Annotated in this window: 21 protein-coding genes; 9 read left to right on the forward strand and 12 right to left on the reverse strand. The window is 61.3% G+C overall.

The annotated features are described in order from the left end of the window. Nucleotides 1-35: 35 nt before the first annotated feature. The 3 genes from CHC01_RS17000 to CHC01_RS33505 form a co-directional block, all read right to left on the reverse strand. Entirely contained in the window at nucleotides 36-3,194 is a 3,159-nt protein-coding gene (locus tag CHC01_RS17000) for a multidrug efflux RND transporter permease subunit (RefSeq protein ID WP_089265397.1), read from the reverse strand. 10 nt (nucleotides 3,195-3,204) lie between these two features. Further along, a complete protein-coding gene (locus CHC01_RS17005; protein ID WP_089265398.1) occupies nucleotides 3,205-4,419 on the reverse strand; it encodes an efflux RND transporter periplasmic adaptor subunit in 1,215 nt (404 codons plus the stop codon). Between the two features lie 265 nt (nucleotides 4,420-4,684). Beyond that, nucleotides 4,685-5,020 (reverse strand): class I SAM-dependent methyltransferase, encoded by a 336-nt coding sequence (locus tag CHC01_RS33505; protein WP_176454614.1) that lies wholly within the window; start codon nucleotides 5,018-5,020, stop codon nucleotides 4,685-4,687. 41 nt (nucleotides 5,021-5,061) lie between these two features. Between CHC01_RS33505 and CHC01_RS17010 the strand changes: the two genes are divergently transcribed. The 3 genes from CHC01_RS17010 to CHC01_RS17020 all read left to right on the forward strand — a co-directional run bounded on the left by CHC01_RS17010 (nucleotide 5,062) and on the right by CHC01_RS17020 (nucleotide 7,624). After that, on the forward strand, nucleotides 5,062-6,072 hold the full coding sequence (locus tag CHC01_RS17010) for a flagellar motor protein MotA (RefSeq protein WP_089265399.1): 1,011 nt from the start codon (nucleotides 5,062-5,064) through the stop codon (nucleotides 6,070-6,072). Nucleotides 6,073-6,141: 69 nt separating this feature from the next. Next, a complete protein-coding gene (locus tag CHC01_RS17015; protein WP_089265400.1) occupies nucleotides 6,142-7,173 on the forward strand; it encodes a peptidoglycan -binding protein in 1,032 nt (343 codons plus the stop codon). A gap of 4 nt (nucleotides 7,174-7,177) precedes the next feature. Beyond that, the gene (locus tag CHC01_RS17020; protein ID WP_089265401.1) at nucleotides 7,178-7,624 is read left to right on the forward strand and encodes a GNAT family N-acetyltransferase; all 447 of its coding nucleotides are present in this window, start codon (nucleotides 7,178-7,180) and stop codon (nucleotides 7,622-7,624) included. 21 nt (nucleotides 7,625-7,645) lie between these two features. Here CHC01_RS17020 and CHC01_RS17025 read toward each other — a convergent pair whose 3' ends face one another. Continuing rightward, the gene (locus CHC01_RS17025; protein WP_089265402.1) at nucleotides 7,646-9,508 is read right to left on the reverse strand and encodes an ABC transporter ATP-binding protein/permease; all 1,863 of its coding nucleotides are present in this window, start codon (nucleotides 9,506-9,508) and stop codon (nucleotides 7,646-7,648) included. A 192-nt stretch (nucleotides 9,509-9,700) separates the two neighbouring features. Between CHC01_RS17025 and rpmE the strand changes: the two genes are divergently transcribed. Both rpmE and CHC01_RS17035 read left to right on the forward strand, forming a co-directional pair. Beyond that, the gene (gene rpmE, locus CHC01_RS17030) at nucleotides 9,701-9,931 is read left to right on the forward strand and encodes a 50S ribosomal protein L31 (RefSeq protein WP_089265403.1); all 231 of its coding nucleotides are present in this window, start codon (nucleotides 9,701-9,703) and stop codon (nucleotides 9,929-9,931) included. 179 nt (nucleotides 9,932-10,110) lie between these two features. Continuing rightward, nucleotides 10,111-10,734, forward strand: coding sequence for a TetR/AcrR family transcriptional regulator (locus CHC01_RS17035; protein WP_089265404.1), 624 nt, complete (start codon nucleotides 10,111-10,113; stop codon nucleotides 10,732-10,734). A gap of 67 nt (nucleotides 10,735-10,801) precedes the next feature. On the opposite strand, the gene CHC01_RS17040 is transcribed toward CHC01_RS17035, so the two are convergent. The 4 genes from CHC01_RS17040 to CHC01_RS17055 form a co-directional block, all read right to left on the reverse strand. Then, nucleotides 10,802-11,635 (reverse strand): MipA/OmpV family protein, encoded by an 834-nt coding sequence (locus tag CHC01_RS17040; protein ID WP_089265405.1) that lies wholly within the window; start codon nucleotides 11,633-11,635, stop codon nucleotides 10,802-10,804. 324 nt (nucleotides 11,636-11,959) lie between these two features. Continuing rightward, nucleotides 11,960-13,045, reverse strand: coding sequence for an acyltransferase family protein (locus tag CHC01_RS17045; RefSeq protein WP_089265406.1), 1,086 nt, complete (start codon nucleotides 13,043-13,045; stop codon nucleotides 11,960-11,962). 86 nt (nucleotides 13,046-13,131) lie between these two features. Then, nucleotides 13,132-13,644: a protease adaptor protein RcdA gene (rcdA, locus tag CHC01_RS17050; protein WP_089265407.1), complete on the reverse strand. Its 513-nt coding sequence runs from the start codon at nucleotides 13,642-13,644 to the stop codon at nucleotides 13,132-13,134. A gap of 572 nt (nucleotides 13,645-14,216) precedes the next feature. Then, nucleotides 14,217-14,408 (reverse strand): DUF1192 domain-containing protein, encoded by a 192-nt coding sequence (locus CHC01_RS17055; protein ID WP_089265408.1) that lies wholly within the window; start codon nucleotides 14,406-14,408, stop codon nucleotides 14,217-14,219. Between the two features lie 109 nt (nucleotides 14,409-14,517). On the opposite strand from CHC01_RS17055, the gene CHC01_RS17060 reads away from it, so the two are divergent. Beyond that, on the forward strand, nucleotides 14,518-15,513 hold the full coding sequence (locus tag CHC01_RS17060) for an NAD(P)H-quinone oxidoreductase (protein WP_089265409.1): 996 nt from the start codon (nucleotides 14,518-14,520) through the stop codon (nucleotides 15,511-15,513). Between the two features lie 123 nt (nucleotides 15,514-15,636). Continuing rightward, nucleotides 15,637-18,513 (forward strand): EAL domain-containing protein, encoded by a 2,877-nt coding sequence (locus CHC01_RS17065; RefSeq protein ID WP_176454615.1) that lies wholly within the window; start codon nucleotides 15,637-15,639, stop codon nucleotides 18,511-18,513. Between the two features lie 38 nt (nucleotides 18,514-18,551). Here the strand turns inward: CHC01_RS17065 and CHC01_RS17070 are convergent, their stop codons facing one another. Further along, complete coding sequence (locus CHC01_RS17070; RefSeq protein WP_089265410.1) at nucleotides 18,552-19,190, reverse strand: YqgE/AlgH family protein; 639 nt, start codon at nucleotides 19,188-19,190, stop codon at nucleotides 18,552-18,554. A 154-nt stretch (nucleotides 19,191-19,344) separates the two neighbouring features. On the opposite strand from CHC01_RS17070, the gene CHC01_RS17075 reads away from it, so the two are divergent. Further along, the gene (locus CHC01_RS17075) at nucleotides 19,345-20,172 is read left to right on the forward strand and encodes a protein-disulfide reductase DsbD domain-containing protein (RefSeq protein WP_089265411.1); all 828 of its coding nucleotides are present in this window, start codon (nucleotides 19,345-19,347) and stop codon (nucleotides 20,170-20,172) included. Nucleotides 20,173-20,286: 114 nt separating this feature from the next. Next, nucleotides 20,287-21,663 carry a flippase gene (locus tag CHC01_RS17080; protein ID WP_176454616.1) on the forward strand — a complete coding sequence of 459 codons (1,377 nt, stop codon included), beginning with the start codon at nucleotides 20,287-20,289 and terminating at the stop codon, nucleotides 21,661-21,663. Between the two features lie 41 nt (nucleotides 21,664-21,704). Here CHC01_RS17080 and CHC01_RS17085 read toward each other — a convergent pair whose 3' ends face one another. The 3 genes from CHC01_RS17085 to CHC01_RS17095 all read right to left on the reverse strand — a co-directional run bounded on the left by CHC01_RS17085 (nucleotide 21,705) and on the right by CHC01_RS17095 (nucleotide 24,309). Further along, entirely contained in the window at nucleotides 21,705-22,493 is a 789-nt protein-coding gene (locus CHC01_RS17085) for a 3-hydroxybutyrate dehydrogenase (protein ID WP_089265413.1), read from the reverse strand. Continuing rightward, nucleotides 22,493-23,689 (reverse strand): DUF3734 domain-containing protein, encoded by a 1,197-nt coding sequence (locus CHC01_RS17090; RefSeq protein ID WP_089265414.1) that lies wholly within the window; start codon nucleotides 23,687-23,689, stop codon nucleotides 22,493-22,495. The genes CHC01_RS17085 and CHC01_RS17090 overlap by 1 nt, the downstream gene beginning before the upstream one ends. A gap of 110 nt (nucleotides 23,690-23,799) precedes the next feature. Then, complete coding sequence (locus tag CHC01_RS17095) at nucleotides 23,800-24,309, reverse strand: CAP domain-containing protein (protein WP_089265415.1); 510 nt, start codon at nucleotides 24,307-24,309, stop codon at nucleotides 23,800-23,802. Between the last annotated feature and the right edge of the window lie 60 nt (nucleotides 24,310-24,369).

Below are 24,369 nucleotides of genomic sequence, written 5' to 3' on the forward strand. Positions count from 1 at the left end.
GGCGTTGCGCCATCCGGGCTTTTCGTTTGATTGCCTTAGCTATGCGACACGGACGGTGATGCGGTCGGCGCGTCCTGCTTTGCGTCTTCCGTCTTCGGCGCCTTGTCCGGCGAGAACAGCCGCTGCACCGACACGAAGAACACCGGCACCATCAGCAGCGCCAGGATCACCACCGCGATCATGCCGCCGGTCACCGACGTACCAAGCGCCTGCTGGCTGGCACCGCCGGCGCCCGATGCAACGACCATTGGCAACACGCCGCAGATGAAGGCGAGGCCGGTCATCACGATCGGGCGGAAGCGCAGGAAACAGGCTTCCATCGTGGCATCCACCAGTGACTTGCCCTGCGCGCGCAGGTCCTTGGCGAATTCGATAATCAGAATCGCATTCTTGGCCGCGAGACCGATGATCGTAATCAGACCGACCGTAAAGTACACGTCGTTCGGCAGGCCACGCAAATTCGCCGCCAGCACGGCGCCAACGATGCCGAGCGGCACCGTCATCAGCACGGCCACCGGGATCGTCCAGCTCTCATAAAGCGCTGCCAGCACCAGGAACACCACCAGCGCCGACAGCGCGAGCAGGAACGGCGCCTGCGAGCCGGACAGCTTCTCCTGCAGCGACTGACCGGTCCACTCGAAGCCGAAACCGCGCGGCAACAGGCCAGCCAGACGCTCCATCTCCTTGATGGCGTCGCCGGACGTGAAGCCGGGCCGTGCTTCGCCGGAAATTCGCACTGCCGGATAGAAGTTGAAGCCCGCGATCTGGGTCGGTCCCTTCGCCCATTCCACAGTGGCGAAGGACGAGAACGGCACCAGCTGCCCGCGGCTGTTCTTGACATTGTAATTCAGAATGTCGGCGGCGTTCATCCGGTTGGCGGCCTCGGACTGCACCACGACGCGTTGCATACGGCCCCGATTCGGGAAGTCGTTGATGTAGTTCGAACCGAGATTAGTGGAGATTGTACTGTTGATGTCCTCGAAGGTGACGCCGAAGGCGCCTGCCTTTTCGCGGTCGATCATCAGATTGACCAATGGCGCCGGCGGCAGGCCTTCGACGAACACCTTCTGCAACACCGGGCTGGCATTGGCGTCAGCAATCAGCTTGTCGGATGCAGCATTAAGCGCGACGAACCCCTTCTGGCCGCGGTCCTGGAGGCGGAAGCTGAAGCCTGAAGAGTTGCCGAGGTTATCGATCGGCGGCGGCTGCAAAGCGGAGATCTTGGCGTCGCGGATCGACGACAATTCCCGATTGATATCGTTGACAAGCGCCGCGGCGGAATCGCCGGGCGGGCGTTCAGCCCAGTCCTTCAGGGTAATGAAGGCCTGCGCGGTGTTCATGCCCTGGCCGAGGAAGCTGAAGCCGGTGAGAAACACGACGCTCTCGATGCCGGAACGCTTCTTCAGATATGCCTCGACCTTTTCGATGGCACTTTCAGTGCGGGCGAACGAGGAGTCTGATGGCGTCTGCACGTCAGTGGTGATGAAGCCCTGATCGTCGATCGGCAGAAAGCCGCCGGGCATCCGCATGAAGCCCCAGGTCAGTCCCACCAGCAACGCGACATAGACAATCAGCAAGCGTCCGGTGCGCTGGATCGACCAGCCCACTGTCCTTGAATAGCCATCGCGGGTGGCATCGAGCTTGCGATTGAACCAGCCGAACACGCCCTTCTTCGCATGGCCGTGTCCTTCCTTGATCGGCTTCAGGAAGGTTGCGCAAAGCGCCGGCGTCAGCGACAGCGCCAGCAGCGCGGAGAACGCGATCGAGGCGACCATGGTGACCGAGAACTGGCGATAGATGATGCCCACCGAGCCGGGGAAGAACGCCATCGGCACGAACACGCCGATCATCACCAGTGTGACACCGATGATGGCGCCGGAGATCTGACCCATCGCCTTCTTGGTGGCTTCCTTCGGCGGAAGCCCCTCCTCGCTCATGATGCGCTCGACGTTCTCGACCACGACGATGGCATCGTCGACGAGAATGCCGACAGCCAGCACCATGCCGAACATGGTCAGCATGTTGATAGAGTAGCCGGCCAACAACAGCATCGTGCAGGTGCCGAGCAGCGCGATGGGCACGACGATTGTCGGGATCAGCGTGTAGCGGAAATTCTGCAGGAAGATGAACATCACGATGAAGACGAGGACAACCGCCTCGATCAGCGTCATCACCACCTTCATGATCGATGCTTTGACCACCGGCGTGACATTGTACGGAATGTCATAGGCGATGTTTGCAGGGAAGAAGTTCGACAGCTCCTTCATCTTGGCTTCGATGGCGGAGGCCGTCGCCAGCGCGTTGCCCTTCGGGGACATCAGCACCGACAGGCCGGCCGTCGGCTGGCCGTTCAGGCGCGTGGTGAACTGGTAGCTGAGGCCGCCGATCTCGATCCGGGCGACGTCGCGCAGCCGCACGGTCGAGCCATCGGAATTGGCGCGTAGCACGATGGCGCCGAATTCTTCCGGCGTGGAGAGCTGGCCTTTGACGAGCACCAGTGACGACGTCTTGGTGGTCGCCGTCGAGGGCTCGGCACCGACGCTGCCGGAGGCAACCTGGGCGTTCTGTGCGGTGATGGCCTTATTGACGTCGTCGGAGGTCAGATTGTAGCCAACCAGCTTGGCGGGATCGACCCAGACGCGCAGCGAGCGCTCGGTGGAATAAAGCGAGGCACGGCCGACGCCGGGAATACGACGAATTTCACCAAGGATGTTGCGGATCATGAAGTCGCCGAGGCCGACTTCATCGAGGCTGTTATCGGTGGAGCGCAGCGTGATGATGTTCAGCACCGCGGCAGAGGCTTCCTCGACCAGGATGCCCTGCTGGATCACGGCACGCGGCAGACGCGCTTCCACGCGCTTCAGGCGGTTCTGCACTTCGACTGACGCCTGGCTGGTATCGGTGCCCGGCTGGAAGTTCGCGATGATTTCGACGGCACCCAGCGAGTCGCTCGTCGATTCGAAGTTCAGGATGCCCGCAGCGCCGTTGAGCTCCTCTTCAATCAGCCGCGTCACGCTGTTGTAGAGATTCTCCGGCGACGCACCAGGATAGCTGGTCGAGATCGAAATCGATGGCGGCGCGATGATCGGATACTGCGCAATCGGCAGCTGCGGAATCGCGATGGCGCCGAAAAGACAAATGAAAAGCGCGACGACCCAGGCAAAAATCGGCCTGTCGATGAAAAAACTAGCCATTTTGAATTACTCAGGGACGAGCTTGAGTGGTTTTCTGCCCCTCGGGCGGCAGACCCGCAGTGGCATTCGCATCAGTCCAGGCGGTCGCCTTGACCTTGTCGCCTGCAGCAAATTTCTGGAAGCCCTCGACCACGACGCGCTCGCCGCCCTTCAGGCCTTCAGTCACGAACCACTGACCGTCCTGCACGGCACCCGTTCGTACCATCTGGACCGCAACATGACCGTCATCCTTGACGACGAATACTTCGGCGCCGCCGCCGCCATTGCGCTGCACTGCCTGCTGCGGAACGGCAATGGCGTCGGTGTCGATGCCCTGCTCGATCTGCACGCGGACATACATGCCCGGTAACAGCTCACGCTTCGGGTTCGGAAACTCGCCGCGCAGCGTTACCTGACCCGTGAAGGTGTCGACCTTGGCTTCGGAGAACAGCAGCTTGCCCGGCAGCGAATAGAGCGTGCCGTCGTCAAGCATCAGTCTCACCTTGGCCGCGCCAGGCGCGATCCGCTCGAGATCGCCGGTCTCGAAAGAGCGGCGCAAGTTATTCAATTCGGACACCGACTGCGTGAAATCAGCATAGATCGGATCGAGCTGCTGAATGGTGGCGAGATTCGTATTGTCGTTCTGCGCAAGCAGCGCACCTTCAGTCACCAGAGCGGCTCCGACAATGCCGTCGATCGGCGCGCGGATGGTTGCATAGTCCAGATTGAGGCGCGCACGCGCGACGTCGGCTTTCTTGGATGCAATCTCGGCTTCAGCCTGACGCTGCGCACCGACTGCTTTCTCGGCTTCCGCTTCGGAGACTGCTTTCTGCAGTGCAAGACCCGACACGCGCTTGGCCTGCATCGACGCTAGGTCATAGGCAGCTTCCGCCTTGTGAAGCGACGCCTTTGCGGACTGCAATTCCACCTCGAACGGCTTCGGATCGATGCGATACAACGTGTCACCCGCCTTCACCTCGGTGCCCTGATGAAACGCGCGCTCGATGATAATACCCGACACACGCGAACGCACATCGGCAACACGCGTCGGCGCAATACGTCCGGGCAATTCGCGAACCAGCGCACGTCGCTGTTGCGTGACGGAAATGATGCTGACTTCAGGCTCGCTCACCTGCGGCGGCGCTGACGCCACCGCGTCCTTGGGTTCGTTGCATCCTGCGAGCACGGGCGCGAGTCCCGCCAGCAGAAGCGCGAAGCCTGCAGAGCGTGCGTTCAACATCGTCATTTACTTTGATATCCCAAGTTGCGAATTCGAACATGCATCAACGGATACGCCGGACCTCTGTGGTCTTCATGCGCGTAGCCGGATTTATCGAACTTCTTTGATAGCCTAGAATAAAAACCGCGGTGCTGCGGCGCAATACATATCGAGGCGGCGCATTGCCACACGGCCTATCGTATTGAACTCACAAAGGCTTTCGAGGCTCACGCGAACGTGAATCGGATGGAACCGGCACACGTTTAGTTAACAGCAGCCATTCGATAGTGGCTCACGCCACTATTCGCTTCCATCCGCATAGACAAACAAGCCTGCGGTCGCAGAAAGAACCGGCGCCAGCACCGCATCCATATGAGGAGTTGCGTCCATGGACCAGACGCAGGATGCGTTCGATCTCGTCGCGATGGCAATCGAAATTGTCGAGCCAATCATTCGCCGTGCGCGCGTAGCGCGTGCCGCTCCAGCGCCACTCCTTCTCCACAAACGGCTCAACAAAAAGGTCTTTTCTAAATACGCGGCAGATCGAGCCGGATTTCAACTGGAAGTTCCCGGTGACATCGCTGATTCCGGCGGTATCCGATCTTTTTTTGTCGCGGGGCTGTGCCATATTGCGCGTCGAACCTTTCCTCGCATGCAGATGATCAGCACATGGCGCCTGGCTCCTCCTCCCGCTCCGCGATGGAAATCGAACTGACCAAGCTCTCATCGCCCCGGATCTTCCTGGTCCGAATGCTGGTGTTTCTGGTGCTCTGCGGTCTGATCATGACCGTGCTCTACAAGCAGATCGTTCTCGCTTTCTTTGCCAATCCCGGGCTCAACGCGCTGATCGGCGCGGTATTGGCGATCGGCATTATCCTGTCGTTCCGGCAGGTCATCCGGCTCTATCCGGAAGTCTCGTGGGTCAACAGCTTTCGGATTTCCGATCCTGGCCTCGCGCTGGACCGACGCCCGACCCTGCTGGCGCCGATGGCTGCGATCCTCGGCGGCGAACGTACCGGCCGTATGACCATCTCGCAGCAGACCATGCGGCATCTGCTCGATTCGATCGCGACGCGCCTTGACGAATCCCGCGACATCTCGCGCTATATGACCGGCCTCCTCGTATTTCTCGGGCTGCTCGGCACCTTCTGGGGCCTGATCGAGACCGTTGGCTCCGTCGGCAAGGTGATCGAAGGCCTCAAGGTCGGCGGCGATGCCGGCTCGCTGTTCGACACGCTGAAGGAAGGCCTCGCCGCGCCACTCGCCGGCATGGGCATCTCGTTCTCGTCATCGCTGTTCGGCCTCGCCGGCTCGCTGATCCTCGGCTTCCTCGACCTGCAATCCAGCCAGGCCCAGAACCGGTTTTATACGGATCTGGAAGACTGGCTCGCCTCCACCGTGAAGGAATATTCCGGCGAGACAGCCCCCGTTACCTCATCTGGCACCCCGGCCGAGTTGCAGGATGCCATCGAGCGCCTGCGTCGCTCCATCGAGGACGGCAACAACAACCGTGGCACCACGACCGCGATGGCCAATCTCGCCGATGCGATCCAGAGTCTCGTCGCGCATATGCGCAGCGAGCAGGAGATGATCCGCGAATGGGCCGATGGTCAGGGCGAACAGAGCCGCGAGATCAAGAAGCTGCTGGAACACATCGCTCGCCAACCTGAGAAGAATTAACATAGCGTTTTCGAGCGAAGTGGTTTCCGGTTCGCGTGAAGAAAACGCGTTCCTTTGAAAGAAGACTATATGGCATTGGCACGCAATCGCCGCGGCTCTTCCGAATTCAACTACTGGCCGGGCTTCGTCGACGCGCTGTCGACGCTGGTACTCGCGATCGTCTTCCTGCTGTCGATCTTCCTCGTCGTGCAATTCTATCTGTCGCAGGAAGTCACCGGCAAGGACAAGGCGCTGGAGCAGCTCACCGCCAAACTGGCTCAGCTGAACGACCTGCTATCCCTGGAAAAACTCGGCAAGCTCAATCTCGACGAACAGCTATCTCAGATGCGTGCCGGGCTGTCCGCCGCGGAATCGGAGCGCGACCGGATCAAGGGCCTGTATGACGGCCTCGCCGGTGCGGGCTCCGATGCCGCAGGCCGCAACACCGAGCTCAACAAGGCGCTAGATTCCGAGAAGCAGCTTTCGGCCCGCGCGCTGGCGCAGGTCGAGGTGCTGAACCAGCAGATCTCCGCGCTGCGCCGCCAGCTCGCGGCACTCGAAGAAGCACTAGAAGCGTCCGAGAAACGAGACAAGGAATCGCAGGGACGCATCGTCGATCTCGGCCAGCGCCTCAACGTCGCGCTCGCGCAGCGCGTTCAGGAGCTGTCGCGCTATCGCTCCGAATTCTTCGGACGCCTGCGCGCCATTCTCGGCAACCGCCCTGACATTCGCGTTGTTGGCGATCGCTTCGTGTTCCAGTCAGAAGTATTCTTCGATGTCGGCCAAGCGGCTTTGCTTCCCGAAGGCCGCGCCGAACTGGACAAGGTCGCCAGTGCCCTGATCGAACTCGACAAGCAAATCCCGGCCGAAATCGCCTGGGTGATGCGCGTCGACGGCCATACCGACTCGCGGCCGATCCTCAACAGCCCGCTGTTCAAATCGAACTGGGAACTGTCATCGGCGCGTGCAATCTCGGTGGTGCAGTATCTGATCTCGCTCGGCGTGCCCGCACAGCGCCTCGTCGCCGCCGGCTTCGCCGAAAACCAGCCGCTGGATACGGCGCAGACCGAGGAAGCCTACAAGCGCAACCGTCGCATCGAACTCAAGCTCACCGAGCGCTGACGGCATGCCTGAGGCATTCCAACTGCGGTCCTATCGCGAAAGCGATGAAGACTCATCTATCGCCCTGTGGCTGGAGACATGGCGACAGGCCTATCCCTCGATCAATTTCGACGCCCGCGTCGACTGGTGGCGCGAGCGATGGCGCACCGAACTGGTACCCGTAGCGCAGATCGTGGTCGCCGAGCAAAACGGCGCGATGGTCGGCTTCGTCACCATCGACGGCACGGGTTATCTCGATCAGTTGGTGGTCAGCCCCGCTCAATGGGGATCAGATGTCAGCCGCGCGCTGGTCGATGAAACCAAACGACTATCGCCCACCGGCGTGACGCTGAAGGTCAATGCCGACAATATCCGCGCAATCAAATTCTATATGCGTAACGGCTTTGTCAAAATCGGCGACGAGGTGAACACGTCAGGCCGTGCCGTCGACCTGATGGAATGGAAGCCGTAGCAAGCCTCCCATCGTCGACACTCACACCCCGAACTGCAGCCGCGCCAATCGTGCATAAAGCCCGTTCGCCGCGACCAGTGAGGCGTGCGTGCCCTGCTCGACGATGCGGCCATGATCCATGACGAGGATGCGATCGCAAGACAGCACGGTGGCGAGCCGATGGGCGATCACCAGCGTGGTGCGGTGCTTCATCAGCTCTTCCAGTGCGGTCTGCACCAGCGTCTCGGATTCGGCATCGAGTGCAGACGTTGCTTCATCGAGCAGCAGCAACGGTGCGTCGCGCAGGATGGCGCGCGCGATGGCGATGCGCTGACGCTGGCCGCCCGAGAGCGTGACGCCGCGTTCGCCCAACTGCGCCTCGAATCCATCAGGCAGGCGGCGGATGAATTCGGTGGCATGCGCCAGCGATGCCGCATGCTCGACTTCAGCGTCCGTCGCATCGGGACGACCGAAGCGGATGTTCTCGCGGGCGGTTGTAGCGAACACGACGGAGTCTTGCGGCACCAATGCGATGCGCTTGCGCAGCTCGCGGGGATCGGCGTCGCGGATCGGCACGCCATCGACCGAAATGACGCCGCCCTTGGGATCGTAAAAGCGCAGCAGCAAATGAAACAGCGTGCTCTTGCCGGCGCCGGACGGGCCGACGATGGCGACCTTTTCGCCAGCCTTCACCGATAGCGATACGCCAGCGGCCGACAGGATGTCCGGCCGGGTCGGATAGGCAAAGGAGACATTGTCGAACACGACGTCACCGCGTGCGGGCTGCGGCAATGGCCGCGGCGATGCCGGGGCCACCACGGCGGATTTGACATTGAGGATTTCGAACAGTCGTTCCGCCGCGCCCGACGCCGCCGAAATCTCGCCCCAGACTTCGCTGAGCTGGCCGAGGCTGGAGGCCGCGAAGGCCGCATAGAGCACGAACTGGCCGAGCCGGCCCGGTGTCAGTGCGCCCGTCAACACGTCATGCGAGCCGACCCAGAGAATGCCCACGACACTGGAGAACACGATGAAGATGATAACCGCGGTCAGCACGGCGCGCGCGCGCGTGGAGCCGCGCGCAGCGTCATAGGCCTGCTCGACCTCCTTACCGAAGCGCGCGTTCGCCAGCTGCTCGTTGGTATAGGCCTGCACGGTACGGATCGAACCGACGAGTTCGCCGGCATAGGCCGAGGCTTCCGCCAGCGTATCCTGTGCGTTGCGCGACAGACGCCGCACCCAGCGCCCGAAGGCCACCAGCGGGATCACGATCAGCGGGATCGCCGCGAGCACGAAGCCGGAGAGTTTCGGGCTGGAAACGACCATCATGGCTGCCGCGCCGAGAAACAGCACAAGGTTGCGCAACGCGATGGATACGGACGCGCCGACCGCAGACTTGATCTGCGTAGTATCGGCCGTGAGCCGCGACACCAGTTCGCCGGAGCGCGACGTATCGAAGAAAGACGGCGACAGCGCGGTGAGATGCTGGAACACGTCGCGGCGCAGATCGGCGACGATGCGCTCGCCGATGGTCATGACGAGGTAGTAACGGGCCGCGCTGGCCAGCGCGAGCACGACCACCACAGCGATCATGACGCTGAAATAGTTGTTGATCATCGCGATGCCTTCGGGGCTGAAGCCGAAGTCAATCATCCGCCGTGCCGCCACAGGCACGACGAGCGTGGTCACAGCCGCAACGGTCAACGACACCAGCGCCAGCAGCGCCCGGCCGCGATACCGCGCCACATAGGGCGCCAACGCCAGGAGCGGCCGCAATTTGGCTCGGCTGGGTGGTATCTGGGGCTCCACAACGGTATCCGCCAGCGACGGCTCCGGAAGCACCGGATCGGGCTGCGGAAGCGTCGGCTTGGCCGCGCGGGGGATCTCAAGCCGTTCGACTGCACTCATGATTTATAACCGTTCTTGTCGTTGCCCTGAGATAGGCCGGAGCGGGCCCCGAGGCAAATGACCTAGGTCAATTGCAGAGGCAATGATCCACGACGGGAGTCCTTGTCTCCCGCACGTTCCTGCGATATAGAGCGGCCAAATCCGCCATCGAAATCACAGAGATTCAGGCGCCGGCGCGCCGAAGGAACCGTCATGAAAGCCGAAATTCACCCGGATTATCATAACATTACGGTCGTTATGACCGATGGTACGGAGTATCAGACCCGTTCCACCTGGGGCAAGGAAGGCGACAAGCTGAACCTCGACATCGATCCGAGGTCGCACCCAGCCTGGACCGGTGGCACCACCCAGCTTCTCGACCGCGGTGGCCGCGTGTCGCGCTTCCAGAAGAAGTTCTCGGGCTTCCTCAAGAAGGAAGATTGATCTTCACAAGGAAGATCGGCCTTTCAGGCTTATCCGATTGCCTTTCAAAACGCCTCTGCAGCCAGCAGGGGCGTTTTTCGTTGCTGGCCGACATTGGCCATGGCGGTACCTTAAAACCGCCTCCGTTGCCCTCCCTATAAGGTGCGCCACATCATCTTGCGCGGGGGCGCAACGAGACCATGCCGACAAATACCGGGCACCACCGCAAGAAGCCGCGTCAGGCGCGCTCCGTTGCGACCGTGGGCATCCTCCTGGACGCCGCTGCCCTCGTGCTGGTGGACGAAGGCTACGAACGCGCCACCACCAACAGAATCGCCGAACGCGCCGGCGTCAGCATCGGATCGCTCTATCAGTATTTTCCAAACCGGGACGCGCTGTTCGGGGCCCTCCATGGCCGGACGGAAGCCCAAATGTCAGAAAATATCTGGCAGACCATTTCAGGATTCGAAGGGCTGGATCTGCGTGGATTCGTCCGCTCCGGTCTGAACACCGCGATCAGCCAGCATGCCCGCGTGCTGCCGCTGCTGAAGGTCTTGATGGAGACCGCCTCCGGCCGTCCCCCTGTTCAGTGGCCATTCGACCGCTTTCCGCAGCGGCAAGGCCTCTTGCGTGGCATGTTTGACAGCCATGCCGACGAGCTACGCCCTGGCTTCAATCGCGAAGCCGGAAGTTTCTTCATTCCGAGAATGGTCGGCTCGGCACTCGATGCGGCGATCGCATTCCGTCCGGATGCCTTCGCCAATGGCGAGCTGGAACAGGAGCTGGATACGATGTTGTCGTACTATCTGATCGGGGAGCGCTAGAAGCGCAAGCCAGCAAGCGCGGTGTTTGCCCACGCTACGCACGCGCGCCGTGCTATCGCACGTCGTGCTAGCGCACGCCGACGTCGAACGAATAGGCCACGCCGACGCCGTAGGTGACCTGATTGGTCGACCCACGGAATTTCACCAGCGGACTGTCGGCGATGCTGCCGAGCAGCTTGTCATATTCGACATAGCCGCGCACTTCCCATTGCGGATCGAGCTTGTAGCGCAATTGCGCGCCCGCACCGACCGAACTCGAACCGCCCTTGGCGTCGTAAACTGGCAAACCAGACGCAAGCGCCTCGATATTGTTGACGCTGAAGTAAGTCTCCGCATATTTCGCATCCGTCACCCGGTAGCGCGGGCCGGCAGCAAAGGTCATCCGCTCGTTGATCGGCACAATCACGTCAGCCGAGAAATCCGCGACGATGCCTTCGTGGCCACCGAGACCGCGGCGCAGTTCGGAGCGTAGGCGCAGCCAGTCGAAGGCGTAGTATTCGGCGAAACCACCGAGTTCGACCGCGAAATCAACGTCCCTCAGGCCACGCAGCTCGCTGTGATCGGCGGCCTTGCGCGCTGCTTTATAGTTGCCGACGGGACCGGCGCGAAAGCCGCCCACGTCGATCAGGGCGAAGCTTGCATTGTCGCGCATGCTCTTGAAACGGGCCGGCGTGCCGGCACGGCGAATCGAGATGATCGGCTTTGGCGCAAGTTCAGAACTCCCGGCGCCTTCATAGGATGGCTGCATCTCGCCGCCTATCCCGACGGTCACGGTCCAGCCACCGGAGGCCGAGGGCACGAAGGGCACCGATGGCAGCATCACCACCGGATCAGCCGCAACCGCAACCGCCGGACAAGCCAACACACCAATGAGACCGAACAGACGAGGAGACAAAGACATCAGATTCCTACTTGGATCGGCGCGGAATTTCGGTGTGGCCGCGCTTCAATGCCACATCGTTGCGATTGCTCCCGTGCGACATGGAGTCACCGCAACAATGCGAAGATAGCTGGCGCGACGCCTCCTCCAAACTCGCATTGGCTCGGCATCAGAAGTGTAGCTCTCTGGCGAGAAACCCTATTCAGGCAAGGCTTTGCGATAAATGACGCTATGCCTGCGGCGTCATCGCTCACATTTCCGGGCAGCGTGGCAGTAATATCTGAAAGAATGGATCGCCGCCGTCTGCGGCATCGCGCCGCACTACCGACTTGATAGCCCCGATGCCTACGCCTTCACCGGCGCGTCGCTTCTCCGCGGGATGAATCGCTGCGTGATCCAGTTGCGGCCGGGCATTTCGACGAAGCGATAGCTCACTTCCGCCAGCGCCCAGATGATGGCGAAACAGACCAGCGATGCAGCGATATAGACAACCTCAGTCTGGCCTAAATGCCGCCAGGTCCTGATAGCGAAACTGACGAACAGCGGATGGATCAGATAGATCGAGTACGAGATGATGCCGAGCCGGTAGACCAGCGCGTTGCCGAACAGCAGTTGCGCCATCCGGCCATCACGCGAGAGCACCGCGACCAGCGGGATGTACAGCAGATACATCAAGCGATCGCTCGCATCGGCGAGACCGACGGCGATGATGGCGAGCGGAAGCGCGACGACCAGACCATCCTGCACGGTTGCCGACAGGCGATCGACGAGGCCACCAAAGCGGAAGATCGCAAGGCCCAGCGTGAAACCCGCCACCGCGCGCAGCAGCGGATAGAGCGAATTGCCGTTGACCACATCGAGCGGCCCGCCCGAACCGCGGCCGCTGATGCTGACAGCATAGATGCCGAGCAACGCCACGATCACGGCGAGACCCGCGATCCACTTACTGCCGCGCTGAGTGAAGGGCATCAGGATCGGCAGCAGCAGATAGGAGCCCATTTCGGCGCTCGCCGCCCAGGCTACGCCGATGATCGGGAAAATGTAGAGACCCCAGCCGGTCATCATCAGCAGGTTGCCGGTCCAGTCCCAAGCTGAATACATCTCCAGCTTCTCACCGGACAGACCAGCCGCGATCTTGGCCACGTAGAACAGTCCGATAATGAAATAGGCCGGGTACAGCCGCGCGACCCGCTTCAGCATGAAATGCGCAAACGCCTTGCCGGTAAGATGCAGGAACGCGTCGCGATAGGTCAGCGCCATCACATAGCCTGACAGCATGAAGAACAGGTCGACGAGCAAATAGCCGTAGGGAATGCGGAAGAATGAGCCGGTGCCGCCGGTTGCGAGCTGCACGTCACCGAAATGATACACGACGATGACAGCGGCTGCGACGCCGCGCACCCCGGTCAATGCCCTGATATCGTCTGCCATCGCAAATGCCCCCGCTGCGCCTAGCTCATGTTTAGCGCATGAGCGGCGAGCGAGGAACAGCGTTCAGGAATGTGAGGGACGCGCGATTAGCGTTCGAACGCAGCCTTCAGGCGATTGAGCTGCGGCACCAGCGGATTGCCGATCGGCGCATGCGTGGTGGTCGCGGCATGGATCGAGATGTCGAGGCGACGAACCTTGGTCTGCAGCACCATCGAACGCGTGATCAGGATCTGCAGCTGCTCGGGCAGCTTGAGCAGCATTTCTTCCGGACTCGGATCGGCGGCGCTGAGCTTGACCTTGGTCTTTTCACGATTGGCCTGGGTCAACGTCATCTCGCCTTCCTTCACCGCACGGTGCAGCAGCAACCATGAGGCAAGCTGCATGAGGCGGGTGGTGAGGCGCATGCTTTCGGTGGCGTAAGTCAGGCTGACGGAGCGATCCAGTGCCTTGGCCTCGCTACGGCCGACGCCGTCGAGATAGGCCGCGGTCTCTTCGACCAGATCCATCCCCTCGCGAAACAAGGCGCCGAAGGCAGCAGAATTGGTCAGCCGCTCGCTAAACTGAACGAGAGCGGGTTCGCTGTGCAAACGATCCGACATAGTTAACGCCTCACGCAAATGGTTTCGCAGCCAGCTCTGAACGGCGGGCTTATGATGAACAAATCATTACGCGTGCGTGCGTGAGAGTCCAGCGGCGTAAAATTAAAGAAGTATTTATGGTTTCCAACGCGATTTAACGATCGCGGACGCCCCAAAAGAAGACATGAGTACCAAAAAAGAGCCGCCGTTTCCGGCGGCTTTAAAGTTGATAACAGGGAGGCGTCAAACAGAGTGGACAGGAGCCACTCGGTGTCCAAACAAGGACAATTTAAGTAATATGCGAGAAAGCTTAATTGCGCGTAAATACGCGGGCTTTCTTCACGATCCGTTTGCCATGCGACGCCTCGCAAACTGTATCGGAATGAGACAATGTCGGGATCGCGACTGAGGAAGCGTCGGCGGTATTGCACAGGCCTCTCGTCCGTCATTGAGAGCAGAGCGAAGCAATCCAGTTTTCTTCGCGTATGGCTTCTGGATTGCCGCGTTGCTTCGCTAAGAGGAAAGCTGCAGGACAGCTTTCCTTCACCTCGCAATGACGGCAGAGAGCCGGGAGAGCGCCGTTCAATAGCCCGTCACGATTTGAAAAAGCGATCCGCCGCATCGCGCGTCGCGCGCTTCAAGGTCATGCTCGATTGCAGCCGCGCGATCTCGCCATTGAGCAGCGCGATCCGCTCGGCGAGTTCCTCGACCGATAGCAGCGAGAGGTCCTGCCCGACCTCATGGCTGACCTTCTTCTTCGGTTTGTCGTCGTCGTCGATCGCCATTTGGGGCCCTCCCCGTCTCAAATTCGAATATGCACCGGATGTTGCCAGCATTGATCCGGCTGTTTAATCAGATGGCCAACCGACATCCCGTACGCCGCAAGGACAAATCATGGAAAAGCTGCCCACGCAAATGACCGTCGTTGGTATCAGCAAACCGGGTGGCCCCGAGGTGCTGATTCCCGAGACGCGCCCCGTTCCGAAGCCCGGTCCCGGCGAAATCCTGGTCAAGGTCGCAGCTGCCGGCGTCAATCGTCCGGATGTTGCACAGCGGTCTGGCGCCTATCCGCCGCCGCCCGGCGCCAGCGATCTGCCCGGCCTCGAAATCTCAGGTGAAGTCGTCGCCCTCGGCGAAGGCGCCACCAAACACAAGCTCGGTGACAAGGTGATGTCGCTGGTCGCCGGCGGCGGCTACGCGCAATATTGCATCGCACAGGATGCGCAGGCGATGACGGTCCCCGAAGGCTTCTCGATGACCGAGGCCGGCGCCACCGCCGAAACCCTGATGACCGTCTGGCATAACGTGTTTGAGCGTGGCGGATTGCAGCCCGGCGAGACCGTGCTGATCCATGGCGGCTCTTCCGGCATCGGCACCATGGCGATCCAGCTCGCCAAGGCGCTGGGTTCCAAAGTGATCGTCACCGTCGGCTCGCAGGACAAGGTCGATGCCTGCCTCAAGCTGGGCGCCGATCACGCCATCAACTACAAGACCGAAGATTTCGTTGAACGCGTCAAGGAAATCTCCAAGACCGGCGTCGAGCTGATCCTCGACATGGTGGGCGCGGACTATGTAGAGAAAAACTTCGATGCCGCCGCCGTCGATGGCCGCATCGTGCAGATTGCGGTGCTGAATGGCCCGAAAGCCACTATCAACGCCGCCAAGATCATGGTGAAGCGGCTGCACTATACCGGCTCGACTCTGCGGCCCCGCACCAATGCCGACAAGGCCGCCATGGTCAGGGCGATCGAGGCCAATGTCCTGCCGCTACTCAAGGCCGGCAAGGTTAAGCCCCTGATGGACAGCACTTTCCCGCTGGAAAAGGCTGCAGACGCGCACAAACGCATGGAAACCAGCGCACATATTGGCAAAATTGTGTTGGTCGTTTAGGGCTGGAGAACAGCCGGAAACCCTTTGATTTATCTCGCTTTCATGTCATTTATCGCGCGTCGGGAAATGGCCCTGCTTCTGCGTGACGCAGGGTCGATGTTTTGTTGATCGCGGAGAATGACATTGCGTTTGATCAGGTGGCTCGCGCCGCTCGCGCTCGGCCTGATGACTGTTGTTGCCACAGCACCGGCACAGGCTGTTGACGCTGTTAGCGTCCGCGGTGACGCGCCTGCGATCGATCTCACCGGCATCCTCGAATATCAGCATAGCGACACCGACCGCATCCAGGTCTCCACCGCGCCCGGCACCGACGGCATCGTTCGCCGCATCGAGGTGCGTGGCCGCGAAGCCGGTCAGAACTGGGTGGTGTTCGCGCTCGCCAACAACACCGACGATCAGCTCGATCGTCTGATCGTCGCGCCACATTATCGCATCGTGTCGTCCGGCCTCTTGTGGCCCGATCTTGGCCTCTCGCGCATTGCGACGATCACGCCGTCAACCGGGGATCGCCCGGAACGTCAGGATAGCGCCACCGCCGATATCTTCCGCGTCACCCTCGACCCCGGCGCTGTCATCACCTTCGTCGCCGAACTGCGCACCAACAAGCTACCGCAGCTCTATCTGTGGGAGCCGGAAGCCTACAAGGACAAGGTCAACTCCTTCACGCTGTACCAAGGCATCGTCATCGGCATCTCGGGCCTCTTGGCGCTGGTGCTGACGATCCTGTTCGTCGTGAAGGGCAGCATCATGTTCCCGGCCGCCGCGGCGCTGGCCTGGGCTGTGCTGGTCTATATCGGTGTCGACTTCGGCTTCTGGGGCAAGGTGCTCGACATGTCCCAAGGCGCCGAGCGCGTCTGGCGCGCCTCGGGGGAAGCGATCCTGGCGGCGACGCTGCTGGTGTTCCTGTTTGCTTATCTCAATCTCAGTCGATGGCATGTCCGCTACTCGCACATCACGCTAGGCTGGCTGGCTTTCCTTGGCTCTCTCGTAGGTCTGGCGCTGTTCGATCCTGCCGTCGCCTCAGGTATCGCGCGCATCTCGCTGGTGCTCATCGCCTTCGCCGGCTTTGCGCTGATCGTCTATCTCTCCACCCATGGCTTCGACCGCGCGGTGTTGCTGATCCCGACCTGGTTCCTGCTTGTGGTCTGGGTTGTTGCCGCGGGCATGACCGTTGCCGGTAGTGTCACCAATGACATCGTCGGCCCGGCGCTGCTCGGCGGGCTCGTGCTGATCGTGATGCTGATCGGCTTCACGGTTATGCAGCACGCCTTCGCGGGCGGCGGCGCCACCAATGGCATCGTGTCGGACGTCGAGCGCCGCGCGCTGGCGCTGACCGGCTCCGGCGACCTGATCTGGGACTGGGACGTCTCCGCCGACAAAGTGTTCACCTCGCCCGAGACCGAAGCACTGCTCGGCCTCAAACGCGGCACGCTGGAAGGCCCCGCGGCAAGCTGGCTCGAAGTGCTCCACCCGCTCGATCAGGATCGCTTCCGGGCGGCGCTGGACAGCGTGCTCGACCAGCGTCGCGGCCGCCTCGTGCAGGACTTTCGCCTGCGCACCCCCGACGGTCACTTCATGTGGTTTGCGCTGAAGGCGCGTCCGGTGGTCGGCTCCGACGGCGAAGTGTCACGCGTGGTCGGCACCCTCACCGACGTCACCGAGATGAAGAATGCCGAAGAACGCATGCTGCACGACTCGGTGCACGACAATCTCACCGGTCTGCCGAACCGCAAGCTGTTCATTGACCGCCTCAACGCCGTCGCGAATTTCTCCAAGACTGTGCCGACCATGCGGCCGACCATCATGGTGATCGATCTCGATCGCTTCAAACAGGTCAACGATTCCGTTGGCATCGCCGTCGGCGACTCGATCCTTCTGACGCTGGCCCGCCGCCTCACCCGCATCCTCAAGCCGCAGGACACGCTGGCCCGCCTCGCCGGCGATCAGTTCGGCCTGATCCTGATGTCCGAACAAGACGCGGCCAAGATCACCGCCTTCGCCGAGACCATCCGCAAGACCATCCGCGCCCCGATTGCCTTCAACGATCGCGAGATCTTCCTCACGGCCTCGATCGGCCTAGCGCTCTCTGATCCCGCGGTACCGTTGACCGACGAGCTCATCAAGGACGCCGAGCTCGCGATGTATCATTCGAAGCGGATCGGTGGCGACCGTATCGACGTCTACAAACCGGCAATGCGCGCCCGCAAAACGGATCGCCTGACGCTCGAATCCGAACTGCGCCGCGCCATCGAGCGCCAGGAAATCACCATCCTGTATCAGCCCATCGTGCGGCTGGAAGATCGCTCCATCGCCGGCTTCGAAGCGCTGGCCCGTTGGGATCATCCGAAGCTCGGCCGGATGTCGCCGTCGGAATTCATTGCCATCGCCGAGGAGATCGGCCTGATCATCGATCTCGGCATGTTCGTGATGGATCAGACTGCACGCCAGCTCGCGATCTGGCAGCGCGCGATGCGCTCGCGCGAACCGATCTTCGCCAGCGTCAACGTGTCCTCACGGCAGCTGCTGCGCCACGATCTCCTGCATGACATCCGCACGGTGCTGTCACGCTCGTCCGTCGCGCGCGGCACGCTGAAGCTCGAACTCACGGAATCGCTGGTGATGGAAAATCCGGAACATGCAGCGCAGATGCTGCACCGGATCCGCGAACTCGGTACGGGCCTTTCGCTCGACGATTTCGGCACTGGCCACTCGTCGCTATCCTATCTGCAGCGCTTCCCGTTCGACACGCTGAAGATCGACCAGTCCTTCGTTCGCACCACCTCGCGCGGCACCCGCCCGGTGATTCTCAAATCCATCATCGCCATGGCCCACGATCTCGGCATGGACGTCGTCGCTGAAGGCGTCGAGACAGATTCGGATGCGGTGGAGATGTATCAGCTCGGCTGCGAATACGCCCAGGGCTTTGCCTTCGGCGAGCCGATGGATGCGGATGCGGCGATGCGCATGCTGACGGAAGAGCGATTGGAAGCGGCGAGCTGAGTAGGGCCGTCGCTGATAGCTGGAAGTCTAGCGGACGCTCACGCGTGCCCGGCCTCGGCCGACAACATCCCCGGGGCGATCCCGATCTTCTGCAGCGCGCGAAGATACTTCTCCTCAACGTCACCGCCGAAGATGAGATCCTCATCAGCTGCGCAATGCAGCCAGCCGTTGCCCTGGATTTCGTCTTCCAGCTGGCCCGGCGCCCAGCCGGCATAGCCCAGCGCGAGAATCGCGTGCTTGGGTCCACCGCCATTGGCGATGGCGCGCAGGATATCCACGGTCGCGGTGAGGCAGACGCCATCGTCGATCGGCAATGTCGCGTCCTTGATGAAGAAATCGCTGGAATGCAGCACGAAACCTCGGCCGGTCTCGACCGGACCGCCCTTCAGCACTTTCATGCTTTCGGCGCTTTCCGGGAGCTTGATGCTGTCGGACTTTTCAATGATGTCCAGTTGAACCAGCAATTCGGGAAAATCGATGCTCCCCGCAGGCCGATTGACGATGATGCCCATGGCACCTTCCGACGAATGCGCGCAGACGTAAATCACCGAACGGGCGAAGCGCTCGTCTTCCATCACAGGCATGGCGATCAGCAACTGCCCGTCGAGGTAGTTGCCAGTGTCGCCGGCGCCGGATTTCGCGCGGCTTTTCCGGGGGCGCTTGCGAGTGGGTTCCATCAGCAAACCGCTCTCATTTCGTTGCCTATCCTGATATTGGGTCTGGGTTCTGTCAATCAGCCTTCCGCAACGCATACGAAAACCGGATCACAAGCAGTTCAATAGCTTAAGACAGGTTTGGCTTTATGACAGGCCCACCCTGTAAGGACGCCCGATGACCGCATCTGTTCCGCACCACATTGTCGCTGTCTGCGCCGCGGGCCTGCTCCTCACCTGCAGCGCGCAGGCGGAGGACACCTCACCTTGGCAGATAGACAGTCATTCGCAGATCAGGCTTGTGGCAGGCTCGCGTAGCGGTCCTGTGATGCTGGGGGGTATAGCGATCCAGCTGCAGCCCGGCTGGCACACCTACTGGCGGAACCCCGGTGATTCCGGGGTGCCGCCCCGCTTCGATTTCTCCAAATCGGAGAACCTGGATACCGTCACCATCCTGTGGCCGGCGCCGAAAAAATTCGAGGATGGAGCTGGTGGCCTGTCGCTCGGCTATGTGAAACAGGTGGTGCTACCGATGCGGGTGATCGCCAAAGACCCCGGCAAGCCGGTGATTCTCCGTGCGGCGATCAATTACGCGGTCTGCGACAAGCTCTGCATTCCGGTCGACGCCAATGCCGAACTCGCTTTTACCAGCGTGGCCAGCACTGAAGACGGCGCGCTGACCGCGGCGCTCGATACCGTGCCTAAGCCGGCAACCATGGGCGACACCAGTCCGCTGACGGTGCGCGACCTCAAGCGCGAGGGCAAGAATGTGTTCGTTGACGTCGTGGCGCCCGAAGGCAGCGAACCCAACCTGTTCGTCGAGGGCCCGACGCCGGAATGGGCGCTGCCAATCCCCAAACTCGAGGCCAAGAGCCCGCCGGGCGTAAAGCGCTTCAGCTTCGAACTCGACGGCGTGCCGCCCGGCGCCACGACCGATGGCGCGGCCCTGAAACTGACGCTGGTCGGCAGCGACCGCGCCTATGAATTCAACGTCAACCTGCCCTGATACCGCTGGCGCGTGACCTGTTGCGCGCAACCTGTATATCTCCGTCCAACCGGATGTTAACGACTGCTTGCTACGCCAGACCGCTGCCGCACGCCTGCGGCTGAGGACCTTGTCGTGGCCGTGATGGACGCAAACTCCGCACCCGCAACCGCGCCCACCGGCCTCAAGGCCAGGCTGCGCGCGCTGTTCACCGGCTCAGGCGAAGCCTCGCTGACGCGCCGCCTCGCCGGCACTATCTTCCTCATCCGCGTGATCTCGGCCGGCCTCGCTTACTTCTCCCAGATCCTGCTGGCGCGCTGGATGGGCACGTCGGATTACGGCATCTATGTCTATGTCTGGACATGGGTACTGCTGCTCGGCTCGATGATGGATTTCGGCATCGCCGCTTCAGCCCAGAAGATCATCCCGGAGTATCGCGCCAGCGGCGACCACGCGCGGCTCCGCGGCTTCCTCTCTGGCAGCCGCTGGATGACCGGTATCGTCTCGGTGATAATCTCGCTGCTGCTCGCTGGCCTCGTCAGGCTCATCTCGCCGTGGATCGACGCCGACACGGTGGTGCCGCTCTATCTCGGCTGCCTGACACTGCCGGCCTTCGTCGTTGCCAACACGCAGGATGGTATCGCGCGCTCCCATGACTGGATGCGCCTCGGCCTGATGCCGCAATTCATCATCCGCCAGGCGCTCATCATCGGCTTCACCGCCGGCGCCTTCGCACTGGGCTTTAAGCTTGGTGCGACCATCGCGATGCTGGCCAGCGTCGCGGCAGTGTGGGTTGCGATGATCGGCCAGATGATCGTACTCAATCGCCGGCTCGCGGCGCATATCGAGCCCGGCCCAAAGGCCTATGACTATCGCGGCTGGCTCGCAGTGTCGCTGCCGATCTTGCTGGTCGAGAGCTTCTATCTGCTGCTGTCCTACACCGACGTGCTGGTGCTGCAGCAGTTTGTCTCATCTGACGAAGTCGGTGTGTATTTCGCCGTGGTGAAGACCCTGGCGCTGGTGTCATTCATCCACTATGCGATGTCGGCGACAACGGCGCATCGCTTTACCGAATATCACGCGGCCGGCGACAAGGACCGCCTCGCCGCTTACGTCACCCACGCGATCAAATGGACATTTTGGCCGTCGCTCGCGGCGACGCTGATCCTGCTCGCTCTGGGCAAGCCGCTGCTATGGCTTTTCGGGCCGCAATTCACCAGCGGCTACGACATCATGTTCATCGCTGCCATCGGCCTCGTGGTCCGCGCTGCCATCGGCCCGGTGGAGCGGCTGCTCAACATGCTCGGTCACCAACATATTTGCGCCGTGGCCTACGCGTCGGCTTTCGTGATGAACCTGGTGCTGTGTCTCGTGTTGGTGCCGAAATTCGGCGGCCATGGCGCCGCCGCGGCAACGTCGATCGCGCTTACATTCGAGACGATCCTGCTGTTCTGGATCGTGCGACAGCGGCTTGGACTGCACGTGCTCGCCTTCGGAAAGCAAGGCGCCTAACAACCTCCCCCTGCAAAGCAGGAGGAGGTCAGGAAGCAAACTTATTCCGCCGTCCAACCGCCATCGATCGACAGATTGGTGCCGGTGATCTGCGCCGCATCGTCACCGCACAGGAACAGGGCCAATGCCGCAACCTGCTCGGACGTTACGAATTCCTTGGTCGGCTGCGCTTCCAGCAGGACGTCGTTGATGACCTGCTCTTTGGTCAGTCCGCGCGCCTTCATGGTGTCGGGGATCTGTTTCTCCACCAGCGGCGTCCAGACATAGCCAGGCGAAATGCAATTACAGGTGATCTTGTGGGTGGCCACTTCCAGCGCCACGGTCTTGGTCAGGCCGGCGATGCCGTGCTTGGCAGAGACATAAGCCGACTTGAATGGCGAGGCGACCAGCGAATGCGCTGAGGCGGTGTTGATGATGCGACCCCAGCCGCGCTTCTTCATGCCGGGCACGGCGGCGCGGATGCCATGGAAGGCCGAAGAGAGATTGATGGCGATGATCGCATCCCATTTCTCGATCGGGAATTCCTCGATCGGCGACACAAACTGGATACCTGCATTGTTGACGAGAATATCCACCGATCCATAGGTCTTCTCGCCGAGCGCGATCATTTCGGCAATTTCAGCCGGCTTGGTCATGTCCGCTGGCGAATGGATCGCCTTGACCTTGAAATCGCTCTCGATCGCGGCGCGTTCCTTCTCGATGTCAGCAGGCGCGCCCATGCCGTTGATGACGATATTGGCGCCAGCGCTTGCGAAAGCGCGCGCATAAGCGAGGCCGATGCCGCTGGTCGAACCGGTGACGACGGCGGTCTTGCCTGTGAGATTAGCCATTACTTGCTCCTGTTGGACGTCAAATGCTGCGGGAGGTCATTGTAATCGTCGGCGGTGAGCGCATGCGTCACCATCGATTCATCGGATTGCGGTCGCTCGAACCAGTCCTTGTGGCGCATCGAGAGGAATACATCGCGCTCACCGGCACCCCAGTGCTCCACCATCCCGATGCGCGAGAAATTGTAGTCCTTCGACGACGACTCGTAATTCTTGCTCGTATAGATCAGATGCACCACCGTGACGGTATTTTCCTTCGCGGCTTCCGACAGCAGCGCCACTCCAGGATCCTGCTTCAGTTCTGCCGGCAATTTACCAATCAGATCACGCAGCGCCTTGCGGATGTTGTGAATCTTCTTGTTCTTGTCGGTGTTCATGCGGGTGCGGCTGGAATATCGAATGTCCTTTTCACGCTCCTGCGCTTCCAGGATCGATTGCGGCAATGGCCCGCGCGCACTGAACAGATCGACCTGGAAGATCAGCAGATCGCTGGTTACATCGTCCAGCACAAAATCCAGCGGCGTGTTTGAGGCGATGCCGCCATCCCAGAAATGCTCGCCATCGATCACGATCGATGGAAACCCCGGCGGCAACGCGCCGGAGGCCATGATGTGCTCGGGCTCGATCCTTTTGCGATCTTTCTTGAAGAGCGTGTTGTCGAAATAAGTGAAGTTGCCGGTGGTCACGCTCACAGCGCCGACGCTCAACCGGATCTTGCAATCGTTGAGACGATCAAAGTCGACCAGCCGTTCCAGCGTCGCCTTCAGCGGCGCGGTGTCGTAAAAGCTCTGCGACTGCGGACTGCCGGGCGGCCACAGTGGTGCTGGTGGAATCCGCGGCACGAAAAAGCCTGGCACGCCGAATGTAGCAATGACAGCGGCTCCTGCCTCGTAGAAATAAGAGCGCGCGCGATCATCCGTCAGCATCGGGCTCCAGGGGACCGGCGATGCCGCCATCTCCCAGAATTCCTTGAGCTTGCCGATCCGCTTGTCGCGCTCGTTGCCCGCGATGATCGCCGCATTGATGGCACCGATGGAGATGCCAGCCACCCATTCCGGCTCGAAATCATGATGACACAGCGCCTCATAGGCGCCGGCCTGATAGGAGCCAAGCGCGCCGCCCCCTTGCAGCACCAGGACGCGCTTGGCTTCGGCGGGTTTGCTGGCAGCGCTGGATTGAGGCTGATCGGACATATCCATGAGACCACTCGATCCTGTCGGCGACGGGAACCATACCGTGGCGCCCCCTTGCGGCGACGTCAATCAGGGATGGTGCAGAGCACCATCACGCTTCGGCTATCTGGGAAGGCTTATTTGGAATCCGTCGACGCCAGGATCATGGTCCAGAACACCTTGTATTTGGTGTTGGGAGCATAGATCGCCGCGATGCCCAGTTTTGTGACACCAGACTTCAGCATATTGGCCCGATGCGGTGGCGAGTCCCGCCAGCCAGAAAAGGCCTCAGCCATAGTGTGATAGCCGGCCGAGACGTTCTCGACCGCCAGAGTCGCCGGATAACCGCCGGCATTCAGACGCTTGGCCAGCGGCGCCTTGATGTCGTGATCGAGCTTGTTCCGTTTCGCCATGGCGGTGGACTGGTCTTCCGCCAGAGCCATCAATGCGGGATCGACCACTACCGGACCGAGGCCATTGTTCTGCCGGTACAGTGAGATCATCGAGGCTGCGGCCACCGGATCGAGCTTGGCGCCACCATTGGCCATGCTGAGATACATGGTGGGCTGGTCCGGCACGGTATCGACGGTCCCCGCGCACCCTGCCAGCAACAGAAATCCCAGACTGGCCAGAGCCACCCGCTTCATCGGCAATCCCCCAAATCGAGGGGCCGTTGTTGCACACCAACCGTGGCTGAAAGGTGAACG

The sequence above is a fragment of the Tardiphaga sp. OK246 genome (assembly GCF_900188215.1).
Lineage (GTDB): Bacteria > Pseudomonadota > Alphaproteobacteria > Rhizobiales > Xanthobacteraceae > Tardiphaga > Tardiphaga robiniae.

What these genes read in the sequence shown, in the direction of transcription:
- CHC01_RS17000 (WP_089265397.1), bottom strand. Translation starts at nt 3,194, where the DNA reads ATGGCTAGTTTTTTCATCGACAGGCCGATTTTTGCCTGGGTCGTCGCG.
- CHC01_RS17005 (WP_089265398.1), bottom strand. Translation starts at nt 4,419, where the DNA reads ATGACGATGTTGAACGCACGCTCTGCAGGCTTCGCGCTTCTGCTGGCG.
- CHC01_RS33505 (WP_176454614.1), bottom strand. Translation starts at nt 5,020, where the DNA reads ATGGCACAGCCCCGCGACAAAAAAAGATCGGATACCGCCGGAATCAGC.
- CHC01_RS17010 (WP_089265399.1), top strand. Translation starts at nt 5,062, where the DNA reads ATGGCGCCTGGCTCCTCCTCCCGCTCCGCGATGGAAATCGAACTGACC.
- CHC01_RS17015 (WP_089265400.1), top strand. Translation starts at nt 6,142, where the DNA reads ATGGCATTGGCACGCAATCGCCGCGGCTCTTCCGAATTCAACTACTGG.
- CHC01_RS17020 (WP_089265401.1), top strand. Translation starts at nt 7,178, where the DNA reads ATGCCTGAGGCATTCCAACTGCGGTCCTATCGCGAAAGCGATGAAGAC.
- CHC01_RS17025 (WP_089265402.1), bottom strand. Translation starts at nt 9,508, where the DNA reads ATGAGTGCAGTCGAACGGCTTGAGATCCCCCGCGCGGCCAAGCCGACG.
- rpmE (WP_089265403.1), top strand. Translation starts at nt 9,701, where the DNA reads ATGAAAGCCGAAATTCACCCGGATTATCATAACATTACGGTCGTTATG.
- CHC01_RS17035 (WP_089265404.1), top strand. Translation starts at nt 10,111, where the DNA reads ATGCCGACAAATACCGGGCACCACCGCAAGAAGCCGCGTCAGGCGCGC.
- CHC01_RS17040 (WP_089265405.1), bottom strand. Translation starts at nt 11,635, where the DNA reads ATGTCTTTGTCTCCTCGTCTGTTCGGTCTCATTGGTGTGTTGGCTTGT.
- CHC01_RS17045 (WP_089265406.1), bottom strand. Translation starts at nt 13,045, where the DNA reads ATGGCAGACGATATCAGGGCATTGACCGGGGTGCGCGGCGTCGCAGCC.
- rcdA (WP_089265407.1), bottom strand. Translation starts at nt 13,644, where the DNA reads ATGTCGGATCGTTTGCACAGCGAACCCGCTCTCGTTCAGTTTAGCGAG.
- CHC01_RS17055 (WP_089265408.1), bottom strand. Translation starts at nt 14,408, where the DNA reads ATGGCGATCGACGACGACGACAAACCGAAGAAGAAGGTCAGCCATGAG.
- CHC01_RS17060 (WP_089265409.1), top strand. Translation starts at nt 14,518, where the DNA reads ATGGAAAAGCTGCCCACGCAAATGACCGTCGTTGGTATCAGCAAACCG.
- CHC01_RS17070 (WP_089265410.1), bottom strand. Translation starts at nt 19,190, where the DNA reads ATGGAACCCACTCGCAAGCGCCCCCGGAAAAGCCGCGCGAAATCCGGC.
- CHC01_RS17075 (WP_089265411.1), top strand. Translation starts at nt 19,345, where the DNA reads ATGACCGCATCTGTTCCGCACCACATTGTCGCTGTCTGCGCCGCGGGC.
- CHC01_RS17085 (WP_089265413.1), bottom strand. Translation starts at nt 22,493, where the DNA reads ATGGCTAATCTCACAGGCAAGACCGCCGTCGTCACCGGTTCGACCAGC.
- CHC01_RS17090 (WP_089265414.1), bottom strand. Translation starts at nt 23,689, where the DNA reads ATGGATATGTCCGATCAGCCTCAATCCAGCGCTGCCAGCAAACCCGCC.
- CHC01_RS17095 (WP_089265415.1), bottom strand. Translation starts at nt 24,309, where the DNA reads ATGAAGCGGGTGGCTCTGGCCAGTCTGGGATTTCTGTTGCTGGCAGGG.